This is a genomic window from Cobetia sp. 10Alg 146 (assembly GCF_029846385.1).
Lineage (GTDB): Bacteria > Pseudomonadota > Gammaproteobacteria > Pseudomonadales > Halomonadaceae > Cobetia > Cobetia marina.
Genome location: NZ_JARWKT010000002.1, coordinates 428,359 through 441,067, shown reverse-complemented (window position 1 = coordinate 441,067; position 12,709 = coordinate 428,359). Strand labels below are relative to the sequence as shown.

Sequence of the window (12,709 nt, the reverse complement as noted above, 5' to 3'; positions counted from 1 at the left end):
CTGGTCATGCTGCGTGACTTCCTTGCGTCTCGGTGCGGGCGATGCCTTCCGGCTCGCCGAACAGGCGGGTCAGGAACTGGCGCTGTTCATCGGGCTCCTCGAGAGGATTGAAGCTGCGCTTCAACTCACTGCCATCCTCGCGGGTCGCCAGGTACCAGCCCACATGCTTGCGCGCGATGCGCACGCCCATGTAGTCACCGTAGAATTCGTACAGGGCCTCGAGATGGGTGCGCATCACCTGGGCACGCTCCGCATCGCTCGGGCCGGAAGCTACCTGGCCAGTGGCCAGATAGTGATTGATCTCGCGGAAGATCCAGGGGTTGCCCTGGGCCGCACGGCCGACCATCACGGCATCGGCGCCCGTATAGTCAAGCACATGTCGCGCTTTCTCGCCGCTGTCGATATCGCCATTGGCGAAGACCGGAATCGAGACTGCCGCCTTCACCGCAGCGATGGTGTCGTATTCGGCCTCACCGGTATATTTCTGCTGACGGGTGCGACCATGCACGGAGAGCGCCTGGATGCCGGCACTCTCGGCCATGCGCGCGATGGTGATGGCGTTGCGTGTTTCCTCGCACCAGCCGGTGCGCATCTTCAGCGTGACCGGCACCTTCACGGCACGCACCACGGCCTCGAGAATCTCGCCGACCAGCCGCTCATCGCGCATCAGGGCAGACCCGGCGGCCTTGTTGCAGACCTTCTTGGCCGGGCAGCCCATGTTGATGTCGATGATCTCGGCGCCCATCTCGGCATTCAGCGCGGCGGCCTCGGCCAGCATCGCGGCATCGCCCCCGGCGATCTGCACGGCACGCGGGCCGGGTTCACCGGCATGATTCATGCGCGTGCGCGACTTGACGGTGTTCCACAGGCGCTTGTCACTGGTCACCATCTCCGAGACCACGAGCCCCGCGCCCAGCTCACGACATTGCTGTCGGAACGGGCGATCGGTGACGCCGGCCATCGGGGCCAGAATCACGCGATTGGGCAACTGGTGCACACCGATGCGCGGGAGCTCGGCGTGAAGGGATGTCTCGGTCATGGGGCTCGTGTCATGCAGTGGGGTGGCGCGCGATGCAGGCATCACGGGGGCGTCATGATACCTAGAGCGCCGCAGGGTTTGAAGGGCTATTTCATCCGTGGCGCGTTCCGGAGGTCTTCCTTTGCGCCGTGGATTCCCTGCGCTACGGCACTCATGGTATTGCGTGGCTCAGCCCTCGAGCGGGCGCTGGCCGTTGAGGCGCACCCAGCCATCGCGCTCGGTGGGCTCTTCCATGATCAGGCCGGCCTCACGATAGGCCTCGAGCACGTCTCCCGCCTGGGGCGCGAGAATGCCGGAAAGCGCCAGGAGGCCACCCGGGGCCACACTGCCCGCGATCTGCGGGGCCAGCTCGACCAGCGGGCCGGCCAGGATGTTGGCGACCACGATCTGATAGCCCGCGTCCGGCAGGCGGTCCGGGTAGCACAGTGTCAGCCTGTCGCTGACCTCGTTGCGCTGGGCGTTGTCGCGGGAGGCCTGCAGGGCCTGGGGATCGATATCGGTGCCCATGGCATCCACCGCGCCGAGCTTGAGTGCGGCGATGGCCAGGATGCCGGAGCCGCAGCCGAAGTCCAGCACGCTGTGCCGGGCGAGCTTGCCCTCCACGGCCAGGCCATCGAGCCATTCCAGGCACAGGGCGGTGGTCGGGTGAGTGCCGGTGCCGAAGGCCAGACCCGGGTCGAGCATCAGGTTGACGGCGTCCTGTTCCGGCGCGTCATGCCAGCTGGGCACGATCCACAGCCGCTGGCCCATCTTGAGCGGCTCGAAGCCGTCCATCCACTCACGTGTCCAGTCGCGGTCCTCGAGAATCTCGACCTCGATCTCCGGGCAGGGCTCATCGGGAATCAGTGCCGCCCAGCCGGCCTTGACCCGCTCGCGCATGGTCTCGATGCCTTCGGTGCCATCCCACAGGCCGGTAAGCACTGTCTCGCTCCACAGCGGCGTGCTGCCGAGGTCCGGCTCGAACAGTGGCTGATCCTCGGCGTCCTGCAGGGTGATGGCGCAGGCACCTTCTTCCATCAGCAGATGCTCGAGAATCTCGGCGTGGTCGGGGGCGATACGCGCCTTGAGTTGCAGCCAGGACATGGTGGCTCCTGTCGAATAGGTAGGGAGTGAAGAGAATAGACGAAGCGGCAGTGGGGGCAGGGGCGCTCGGATGCCGGCATGACCCTGAGCGCACTCAAGGGCCCCTGCGCAAACGACAGAAGGGCGGCCGAGGCCACCCTTCTGTCATGTGTCGACCGATGCTGCCAGTCTCAAGCAGGGCAGATTACAGGCCCAGCTTCTTCTCCAGATAATGGATGTTGACGCCACCTTCCTGGAAGCCGGCATCACGCACCAGATCCTTCTGCAGGTCAGTGTTGGTCTTGATGCCTTCCACCAGCAGCTCATCGAGGGCATTGCGCATGCGCGTCAATGCGATCTCGCGGCTCTCGCCCCAGGTGATCAGCTTGCCGATCAGGGAGTCGTAGTGCGGCGGCACGGTGTAGCCGGAGTACAGGTGCGAGTCCATGCGCACGCCCAGACCGCCCGGCGCGTGATAGAGCTCGACCTTGCCCGGGGACGGCATGAAGGTGCGCGAGTCCTCGGCATTGATGCGGCATTCGAAGGCGTGGCCACGCAGCTTGACGTCTTCCTGCTTGATGGAGAGCGGCAGGCCGGAGGCGATGCGCAGCTGCTCCTTGACGATGTCGACGCCAGTGACCATCTCGGTCACCGGGTGCTCGACCTGAACGCGGGTGTTCATCTCGATGAAGTAGAACCCGCCGTTCTCGTACAGGAATTCGAAGGTGCCGGCGCCACGATAGCCGATCTCGATGCAGGCATCGGTGCACGACTTGAGGACCTTGGCACGGGCTTCCTCATCCAGCTGCGGTGCCGGCGCTTCTTCCAGCACCTTCTGGTGACGACGCTGCAGGGAGCAGTCGCGGTCATACAGGTGAATGGCGTTGCCCTGGCCATCGGCCAGCACCTGGACTTCGACGTGACGCGGGTTCTGGAGGAATTTCTCCATGTACACCGTGCCGTCGCCGAAGGCCGCGGCGGCTTCACCCTGGGTGATGCTCACCGAGGACAGCAGGCTGGCCTTGGAGTGCACCACGCGCATGCCGCGACCACCACCGCCAGCGGCGGCCTTGATGATCACCGGGTAGCCGATGCGCTCGGCGATGGCGAACATCTCGTCTTCATCCTGTGGCACCGGACCATCGGAGCCCGGTACGGTCGGGACGCCGGCCAGCTTCATCGCTTCGATGGCCGCGACCTTGTCACCCATCATGCGGATGGTGTCAGCGCGCGGGCCGATGAAGGCGAAGCCTGAGCGTTCGACCTGCTCGGCGAAGTTGGCGTTTTCCGACAGGAAGCCGTAGCCCGGATGGATGGCGTCGGCGTCCGTCACCTCGGCGGCTGCGATCAGCGCCGGGATGTGCAGATAGGATTTGGCAGAGGAGGCCGGGCCGATGCAGACAGCTTCGTCGGCCAGGCGGACGTGCATCAGATCGCGGTCGGCCTTGGAGTGCACCGCTACCGTCTTGATGCCCAGTTCCTTGCAGGCGCGAAGGATGCGAAGTGCAATCTCGCCGCGGTTGGCAATCAGTACCTTGTCGAGCATGGTGACGTGTCCGTTGGGATCAGGAAATGACGATCATGGGCTGGTCGAATTCAACCGGCTCGCCGTCTTCGATCAGAATGGCTTCCACCACACCATCCTTGTCGGCTTCGATCTGGTTCATCATCTTCATGGCTTCGACGATGCAGACGGTATCACCTTTCTTGACGCTCTGGCCGACTTCGATGAAGGCCTTGGAGCCCGGTGCCGGAGAGCGATAGAAGGAGCCGACCATCGGCGAATTGATGGTGTGGCCCTGCGGCGCTGCCGGAGCGGCGGCTGCCGGTGCCTCGACGCTGCCGGCTGCCGGTGCAGCCTGCTGCTGCATCGGTTGCTGCTGCATCATCATCGGGGCCTGCATCATCGGCTGCTGGGCGAAGCCCTGCGGATGGCGGCTGATGCGAACGGACTCTTCGCCTTCCTGGATCTCGATTTCGCTGATGTTGGACTCTTCGAGCAGCTCGATCAGCTTCTTGACCTTGCGGATATCCATGAAATTCATCCCGATATAAAGGTGGCTGGAAATGGGGTGTGCAACCGAGACGTCACTGGTTGCGGGTGACAGCGATATTGGCTGTCCCGACCGATGGGCCGGTCAATCCTTGTCTCAGGCAGCTATGAGGCCTGCCGTGCCTGAAGGCTGCGCCGGGACGTTCCTGCTAGGCAAGATCGGCCAGGGCGGCATCAAGCGCCATGTCGTAACTTCGAGCGCCAAACCCCATGATCACGCCGCGTGCCACATCGGAAAGATAGGAATGATGGCGGAACGCCTCGCGGGCATGGGTATTGGACAGGTGCAGCTCGATGAAGGGCAGTGCGACCCCCAGCAGGGCATCGCGCAGCGCTACGCTGGTATGGGTAAAGGCCGCGGGATTGATCAGGATGATGGCGGTGCCATCCTCACGGGCCGCATGCACGCGATCTACCAGCACATGCTCGGCATTCGATTGCAGCCAGTCCAGCTGGTGGCCAGCCTGGCTGGCCCGTGTCTCCAGACGTGAGCGGATATCTTCCAGGGTGGTCGTGCCGTACACCTCGGGCTCGCGGGTGCCCAGCAGATTGAGGTTGGGGCCGTTGAGTACCAGGATGCGCGCCATGAAAGTCCTCTTGTCAGCGGAAGCAAGTGCGTGACTCGCTGAGCTGTTAACCCTGGGTGAAAATGCAAAGATACCGTCACTATCCGCGACGTTTACCTATTGAGCCTAGACTGTTGTCGCAGTGACGCGGATTCTGCCGAAATTCTCGAACGCTGTCCAGTTTGGCACCGAACCGGATTTCCTGCCGCTTTTATCCTGATTGCCACGCCGACTCTCCCGCGCTGCCATCCTGTCAACATCGCGACGTCATCTGCCGGTGTCCGGCATGGCTGACTCCCGCCAGATCATGCACCCGCGGCAGTGCGATGGTGACGCAGCACCTTGTCGAGATGCTCGCCCAGCTGCTCGGCATCGACCTCTCCCTGAATCCGCGCTTCGGTCATTTCCTGTTGTCCTGCGAAGAACAGCAGGCTGGGCGGTCCGAAGAGGCCGAACGATGACAGCAGCTCACGGGTGGTGGCATCCGTCTGGGTGACATCGGCGCGAATCAGATGAAACTGTCGCAGCTGACTCGCGACGCGCGGAAAGACCTCGCGCTCCATCACCTTGCAGGAGATGCACCAGTCGGCGTAGTAATCGACGAAGACCGGCTGCCCGCGACGGTCAGCCAGTGCCAGCTCGCGCTTGAGGGCAGCCATGTCGGTGACGGTGGTGAAGTCCAGCGTCTGCTCGGTTGCCTGTCCCGAGGCAGTTCCGCCTCCGGTGAAGGGGGCCAATGGGCGTAGCGGGTCGCTTGCGCCGCCGGCCACGCCCAGCAGGCTGATCATCCCCCAGCCGAGTGCCAGCAGCCCCAGTGCCTGACGGGCGCGGGCCCAGCCGTGGTTTGAGGAGCTGATCGCGCCGAGCGCCACCCCGGTGCCGATGGCCAATGCCGCCCAGCCCAGCACCGCCAGCGAGGCCGGCAGCAAGCGCTCTACCAGCCACAGCGCCACGCCCAGCAGCAGAATGCCGAAGGCCTGCTTGATGCCTTCCATCCAGCCGCCGGCCCTGGGCAGGAGACTGGCGCCGAAGGTGCCGACCAGTACCAGCGGCACCCCCATGCCGAGCCCGAGCGCGAACAGCGCCAACCCGCCGCTGGTGGCATCGCCACTGGCGGAGAGATAGACCAGCGCACCGGCCAGAGGTGCCGAGACGCAGGGCGATACCACGAGTACCGATAACGCGCCTGCCAGCGCCAACCCCCCCGGGCCGGCATTCATCAGGCGCCCCTGCAGCGTGTCGAGGCGCGAATGCAGGCGGCCGGGCAGGCGCAGATTGAAGGCGCCGAACATGGCCAGCGCGAATAGCACGAACAGGGCGGCAAAGGGAATCAGCACGACGGGAGATTGCAGTTGGGCCTGCAGGTTGAGGCCGGCGCCGAACAGACCCATCAGCGTGCCGGCCGCGGCGTAGGTGAGCGCCATGCCCAGGGCGTAGCTTGACGACAGCAGCAAGGCGCGCGGGCGGCTGGGGCGCTGGCCGACGATGATCGAGCTGAGAATCGGGATCATCGGCAGCACGCAGGGCGTGAAGGTCAGCCCGAGGCCTGCCAGGAAGAACAGCCCGAGCAAGGTGACGAGGCCGGCATCCGTGAACAATGCTCGAAAGCTGCCATCCGTCCCCGGGATAGCGGTGGGCTCGCCGGCACGATGTGCGCTAGTGTCGTCGGCAGCGCCGCTCTCCAGGGTGGCGGCATCAGGCATCAGGTGGGCAAAGGCATCGGGCGCACTCTGCTCACCGGCCTCGAGCGTGACGGTCTCGGGGGGGTAGCAGAGGCCGGCGTCGGCACACCCCTGGAAAGTGATGGATATCGGTACCGGACCACTGATCGATGACGCCTCGTCCGGGGCATTCTGACGGTCTGCGGCTGTCAGAGGCAGGCGAATGACCAGTGGGTCATGGAAGACGTGCACGTCACCCAGATAGGGGTCCTGCTTGAATTCGCCGGGGGGCAGGTCCGCGGCACCGAGCCGGAGGTCGTCACGGGAGGTCGCGAAGTCGAATTGATGGCGATAGAGGTAATAGCCCTCGGCACTGGTGAAGCCGACATAGAGGGTGTCGCCTTCACGCCATGCGCGGGGCGTAAAGGCCTCGTTGACCGGCAGGAAGTCGCTGCTGGATGCCTGTCTCGTGAACAGCCCGGTAGACGATTCGCTGCTGGAGGAGGCGGCCGGACTGCTGCCGAACAGCCCGGCATGGGCTGGCAGGGCGAAAATGGTCAGGCTGAGGAGCAGCACAATGACCAGCAGCACCCCGGGGCGCATCGGTCGGGCGAGGGCGAGACTGGCGCGAATCTGGCGGGAGATCGCGTCATTTGCGGGAAACGGACGAAGCACGAAGGCATCCTTTTGCAGTGCCGGGAGAAGAAGCCGATCTTGCGAGTGCCTGTGCCCTCTGCGCGATCAGCTCGCTTGAGGTGTTCGTCACGGAAAGAGGGCCGGCAATGATGCCCACGATGATCACGGGTCGCGACTTGCACCAGGATGAATGCGCCACCATGTAGCGATGATCTCCCCCCGGTTCTGACGTCGCGATGAGCGCGACTGGCACACGCAGGGACGCATGATAGGATAGGACGTACGTCATGAGTACCGGCGCTGGAGGCAACGCGGGTATCGACACCGGTTCACGGTCTTCTGACTCGTCTTTTTTCACACGGCTTTTTACAAGGCTTCATACAAGGAAGAACGCATGGCCCTATTCGGTAAAGGCAGCAAGCGTGGCGCGGGTCGCGACGTGCTGGAAACACCTCAGTATGGCTGGATCTGGAAACCACTGGTCGGGCTGTTCGTCATTTACCTGCTGGTCTGCGTTGGCCTTGGGATCTACTGGAGCAGCGAGCCGGACGAATTCAATGTCGACCAGGCCACGCGCACCGAACTGGCCCGCGTACATGGGCTGGCGGCACCCGTTGCCAGTGTCGATGGCGAGCAGCCGGCACCGGCCTTCGAGGTGCTGCCGACGGGCACGGCGACTGTCGCGACCCTGATGAAACTCAACGATACCCTGCTGCACAAGCCCGGCGGCTATCTGAAGAATGACGTGGCACCCCCGGGGCTGTGGCTGGACAACATGCCCAACTGGGAATATGGGGTACTGGTGCAGGTGCGCGACATGACGCGCGAGCTGCGCAAGGAATTCAGTCGTTCACAGTCCCAGTCCAGTGATGACAAGGCGCTGGGCAAGGCGGAATCGCTGCTGTTCATCGACGCCAATGCCTGGATGCTGCCGGAAGCCGAGCATGAATATGCCGATGCCAACCGCCAGCTGGGGGACTACCTCAAGCGTCTGAGCGATGACACCCAGAACAATGGCCAGTTCTATGCGCGCGCCGACAATCTGGTGGCCTGGCTGTCGGATGTCGAGAATCGTCTCGGTTCCCTGTCACAGCGACTGTCCGCGAGCGTCGGCAAGTCTCAGCTCAATCTGAGTCTGGCCGGTGACAAGAACGCGACCTCGGCCAAGAGCATCCAGACGGAAGAAGAGATCAAGACGCCGTGGCTCGAGATCGACGATGTCTTCTATCAGGCGCGCGGCACCTCCTGGGCGTTGATCCATCTGCTCAAGGCGGTGCGTCATGACTTCCAGGGCGTTCTGGAAGACAAGAATGCCCTGACCTCCATCGACCAGATCATCCGTGAGCTGGAGTCGACCCAGACCGATATCGGCAGCCCGGTGATCCTCAACGGTTCCGGCTTCGGTTTCTTCGCCAATCACTCGCTGGTCATGGCCAACTACATCGCACGCGCCAATTCCGCGATCAGTGACCTGCGCAGCCTGCTCGAGAAGGGCTGAAGTCTGACAGCGAGGCTGGCGGACCCTGACTGAGGTCATGTCCCGCCAGCCTCGTCAGCCTGAACTGGATCGGGCTGAGCCCAGAAAACGAAAAGCCCCCGTCAATGACGGGGGCTTTTTCATGAGCGGTCAGCAAATGAGGGTCAGTTGGCGACCGTCACGGGAAGGATCAGTCCTTCTGGTAGGCAGCTGCTGCCTTCTCGATCGCGGCACGCGCGGCATCAGCGCCGTCCCAGGAATCGATCTTGACCCACTTGCCCTTCTCGAGATCCTTGTAGTTCTCGAAGAAGTGCGCGATCTGCTGACGCAGCAGTTCCGGCAGATCAGTGACTTCCTGGACGTCGTCGTACAGGGAGGTCAGCTTCTGGTGCGGTACGCAGACCAGCTTGGCGTCTTCGCCAGCTTCGTCGCTCATGTTGAGCACGCCGACCGGACGCGCACGGATGACGCTGCCCGGCGCGACCGGATACGGAGTCACGACCAGCGCGTCGAGGGCATCGCCATCGTCAGCCAGGGTGTTCGGGATGTAACCGTAGTTGGCCGGGTAGAACATCGGAGTGGCCATGAAACGATCCACCATGAGTGCATCGATGTCCTTGTCGATCTCGTACTTGATCGGCGCGTGATTGGCCGGAATCTCGATCGCTACGTAGACGTCGTTCGGCAATTCCTTGCCAGCGGGGATCTTGTCGAAACTCATTGTCGAGTCCTTGGGTTTGCGGGTTGAAGGCCTGCGGGTCAAAATTCCGCTGAATTATACGAACTGGCAGACCGTTTTGCCATTATGCCACGCTCGATCGCCTTGCGTTGCACCAACGAGTGGTGGCACTGCAGGCTGACTCGGGTAACACTTGGCAGCGCGCGAGCCCATGTGGAGGCCATCCATCGACACTCTGGCCGATGGTGTGCCCGTTGTTCAAGGATCGCCGCGCGACTCGCGGTGCCGTGCAGACACTGTGACGAGGCCTGTCGTGGCCGGCATGCACCAGCAGGGTCGTCACCGCAGGACAGACATGCAAGGAGACCGCCTTGGCGGATGCAGAGCTTTCACTCAGTTATGGTCAGGCCTTCGTGGCACCGGACCGCAAGCGCCACCGCAGCTCGATGTCGCTGGAAATTCCTGTCGAGCGTGGCCCGCTGGCGACCAAGGGCGGCTGTGCGTTGATCGCGGATACCACCAGCAAGAACGCCATCGCCAAGCAGGCGGGCGATCTGGCCGTGCGTGGCTTTCTGGCCGACTACTTCGCCACGCCCGACAACTGGAGCGTCAAGTATTCCGCGACTCGTGTGCTGCGAGCGCTGAACAGCTGGTGCTACAGCCAGAGTCGCTTCGTGCGTGGCGGCAGTTACGTCACCTCGATTTCCGCGGTCATCTTCCGTGGCCAGTCGGCGCATCTGTTCCATGCCGGCGATACCGTGGTGTTCCGTCTGCGTGGTGGCGAGTTCGAACAGATCTCGCGTGATCATGTCACGGACCTGGGCGGTTATCGCTATCCCTCACGGGCTCTGGGCATGGATGTCAGTCTCGACATCGATTACATCGAGTTGCCGCTCAAGCAGGGCGACATCTTCCTGCTGACCACCCAGGCGGTGCGCGGCACCTTGCTGCCCTCGGACTTCGTGTCACTGATTCGTGACGATGTCTCGGATCTGGACGCCGCTAGCGAGCGTCTCGCGCATGCCGCGGCGGACCGTGCCGACGAACGTGGCTATACCGCGGATCAGTTCTGCTTCCAGCTGGTGCGTATCGATCGCCTGGCCAGTGCCAGCGAGGACACGCCGGGGCGTATCTATGGGGATCTGCCGGTGCCGCGCGAGCTGGAGCCGGGGGATCGCATCGATGGGCTGGAAGTGCTGGAGGTGATGTCACGCAGTGCGCGGGTGCGCGTCTACAAGGTCCGGGATCTCAAGAGCCGGCGCGTGATGGTGATGAAGGCGCCGAGTCCGGAGCTCTCGCTCAAGAACGCCTATCTCGAGCACTTTCTGCTCCAGCAGTGGGTGGTGGATCGCGTCAACTCGCCCTTCGTCGTCAAGGTGGTGGAACCCTCGCGCCCGCGGGATCACCTCTACTATCTGCTCGAGCATCTGGAGGCGCAGACGCTGACCGACTGGGCGCGCCAGCATCCCCAGGCCAATCTCGAGCAGCGCCTGGATATCGCCCGCCAGCTGGGCAAGGCGGTCCACGCACTCAATCGGCGTGAAGTGCTGCATCAGTTGATCCACCCCGACAACGTGATGATCGACCGTCACGGCAAGGTGGTGCTGGTGGACTTCGGGGCCTGTCATCTGCGCGAAGGGGATGGGCACGAGAGTGCCGGTCCCCTGGTGCGCCAGGTCGGGCTGACCGAGCACAGTGCGCCGGAATATGCGCTGGGGGCCGAGGTCAGTCGCCGCAGCGATCAGTACGGGCTGGCGTCGGTGATCTACTGGCTGCTGACCGGCATGCAGCCCTACGCTCAGTCGATGGATCAGCTGCGCACCCAGACGGACCTCGAGCTGCTGGAGTATCAGCCGGCACGCATGCGCAATCCGCAGGTTCCCCAGATGCTGGACGATGCCCTGAGGCGTGCGCTGGACCCCCAGCGCACCTTGCGCTTCCGACGTCTGTCGGAGCTGCTCTATGCACTGCGCCTGCCACAGCAGGACCCCGGCAAGGCCATCACGCCATCCGAGGCCATGCGCGAACCAGCCAATTTCTGGCAGGGCGTCGCCGGCATCCTGCTGTTGCTGCTGGTGCTGTCCTGGTTGCTCAAATAGCCCTGCGTGTGTCGGTGGCGTGCGGTTGTCGAGAGCAGCCTCGCGTCATGAACGAGAAAGCCCCGCACAGTGATCTGTGCGGGGCTTTCTCATGGGTGCCGCAACGGCGTTGACACAGCGCTGCCCGGGAAATGGGCAGCGCGATCAATCAGATCGAGAACGGCGTGAGCTTCTTCTCGACCTTGGCCAGCGTGAGGCGGGCGACCGCCGGCAGACCATTGACGAAGGGCGGGAAGTCCTCGCCCTGGATCAGCGGTGACAGGTACTGGCGGCAGGCGTCAGTGATGTAGAAGCCGTCTTCGCTGATGAACTCCAGCGGCATGAACTTCTCATGGTTGGCGATCTGCTCCAGCGGTGCCTCGATGATGTCCCAGGCGTAGTCAGCGCCATCGCCGAGGCGACGGATCGCCGGCATCACGGCGTTCTTGCCGGCCAGGGCCATTTCCACGGCAGCACGACCCGTGGCGTACGCCTGCTCGACGTCGGTCTTCGAGGCGATGTGGCGTGCCGCGCGCTGCAGATAATCGGCCACGGCCCAGTGATACTTGTAGCCGAGATCCTGCTTGACCATGCCGGCCAGCGTCGGCGCCACGCCGCCCAGCTGACGGTGGCCGAAGGCATCGGTGTTGCCGGCATCGGCCAGGAAGGTGCCGTCTTCATAGCGGGCACCCTCGGAGACCACCACCACGCAGTAGCCGTGGTCCTTGACGCACTGGTCGACACGCGCCATGAAGTCCTTGCGGTGGAAGGCGACTTCCGGGAAGACCACGATGTGCGGCGGCTGAGTGGCATCTTCGCCAGCCAGGGCACCGGCGGCGGCGATCCAGCCAGCGTGACGTCCCATGACCTCAAGGATGAACACCTTGGTGGAAGTGGCGCACATGGAGGCGATGTCGAGGCCGGCCTCGCGGGTGGAGGTGGCGATGTACTTGGCCACGCTGCCGAAGCCCGGCGAGTTGTCGGTGATCGGCAGGTCGTTGTCCACGGTCTTGGGCACGTGGATGGCCTGGATCGGGTAGCCCATGGTCTCGGCCAGCTGGGAGACCTTCAGGCAGGTATCGGCGCTGTCGCCGCCACCGTTGTAGAAGAAGTAGCGGATATCGTGGGCCTTGAACACCTCGATCAGACGCTCGTACTGGGTACGGTGATCCTCGATGCTCTTGAGCTTGTAACGGCAGGAGCCGAAGGCACCGCCCGGAGTATGGCGCAAGGCGGCGATGTTCTCGTCGCTTTCCTGGCTGACATCGATCAGATCTTCGGTCAGGGCGCCGATGATGCCGTTGTGACCGGCGTAGAGCTTGCCGATCTGGTCGCCGTGTTCACGCACGGCTTCGATCACGCCACAGGCGCTGGCATTGATGACGGCGGTAACGCCACCGGACTGGGCGTAGAAGGCATTGTGCTGGGGCATGGGCTTCTCGTCTCTGCTTCCTTGTC

Annotated in this window: 10 protein-coding genes; 2 read left to right on the top strand and 8 right to left on the bottom strand. The window is 63.7% G+C overall.

All coding sequences use genetic code 11. The features are described from left to right. Positions 1–4: 4 nt before the first annotated feature. From dusB to dsbD, 6 genes are all read right to left on the bottom strand, one after another. Positions 5–1,039 carry a tRNA dihydrouridine synthase DusB gene (gene dusB, locus QD172_RS04865; RefSeq protein WP_077373125.1) on the bottom strand — a complete coding sequence of 345 codons (1,035 nt, stop codon included), beginning with the start codon at positions 1,037–1,039 and terminating at the stop codon, positions 5–7. Positions 1,040–1,207: 168 nt separating this feature from the next. Further along, positions 1,208–2,122 carry a 50S ribosomal protein L11 methyltransferase gene (gene prmA, locus QD172_RS04860; RefSeq protein WP_077371862.1) on the bottom strand — a complete coding sequence of 305 codons (915 nt, stop codon included), beginning with the start codon at positions 2,120–2,122 and terminating at the stop codon, positions 1,208–1,210. A gap of 184 nt (positions 2,123–2,306) precedes the next feature. Beyond that, on the bottom strand, positions 2,307–3,647 hold the full coding sequence (gene accC / locus QD172_RS04855) for an acetyl-CoA carboxylase biotin carboxylase subunit (protein WP_077371866.1): 1,341 nt from the start codon (positions 3,645–3,647) through the stop codon (positions 2,307–2,309). Between the two features lie 19 nt (positions 3,648–3,666). Then, positions 3,667–4,137: an acetyl-CoA carboxylase biotin carboxyl carrier protein gene (gene accB, locus QD172_RS04850; RefSeq protein WP_077371869.1), complete on the bottom strand. Its 471-nt coding sequence runs from the start codon at positions 4,135–4,137 to the stop codon at positions 3,667–3,669. 166 nt (positions 4,138–4,303) lie between these two features. Next, positions 4,304–4,741 carry a type II 3-dehydroquinate dehydratase gene (aroQ, locus tag QD172_RS04845; RefSeq protein ID WP_077371872.1) on the bottom strand — a complete coding sequence of 146 codons (438 nt, stop codon included), beginning with the start codon at positions 4,739–4,741 and terminating at the stop codon, positions 4,304–4,306. Between the two features lie 284 nt (positions 4,742–5,025). After that, complete coding sequence (gene dsbD, locus QD172_RS04840) at positions 5,026–7,056, bottom strand: protein-disulfide reductase DsbD (RefSeq protein ID WP_279855143.1); 2,031 nt, start codon at positions 7,054–7,056, stop codon at positions 5,026–5,028. 355 nt (positions 7,057–7,411) lie between these two features. Here dsbD and QD172_RS04835 point away from each other — a divergent pair, with 355 nt between their 5' ends. After that, a complete protein-coding gene (locus QD172_RS04835; RefSeq protein WP_279855142.1) occupies positions 7,412–8,515 on the top strand; it encodes a DUF2333 family protein in 1,104 nt (367 codons plus the stop codon). Positions 8,516–8,684: 169 nt separating this feature from the next. Here QD172_RS04835 and ppa read toward each other — a convergent pair whose 3' ends face one another. After that, a complete protein-coding gene (gene ppa, locus QD172_RS04830; protein WP_043331979.1) occupies positions 8,685–9,215 on the bottom strand; it encodes an inorganic diphosphatase in 531 nt (176 codons plus the stop codon). Between the two features lie 329 nt (positions 9,216–9,544). Here ppa and QD172_RS04825 point away from each other — a divergent pair, with 329 nt between their 5' ends. After that, complete coding sequence (locus QD172_RS04825) at positions 9,545–11,272, top strand: bifunctional protein-serine/threonine kinase/phosphatase (protein ID WP_077371878.1); 1,728 nt, start codon at positions 9,545–9,547, stop codon at positions 11,270–11,272. A gap of 148 nt (positions 11,273–11,420) precedes the next feature. Here QD172_RS04825 and QD172_RS04820 read toward each other — a convergent pair whose 3' ends face one another. Continuing rightward, positions 11,421–12,683, bottom strand: a complete 1,263-nt coding sequence (locus QD172_RS04820; RefSeq protein ID WP_077371881.1) for a 6-phosphofructokinase — start codon at positions 12,681–12,683, stop codon at positions 11,421–11,423. Between the last annotated feature and the right edge of the window lie 26 nt (positions 12,684–12,709).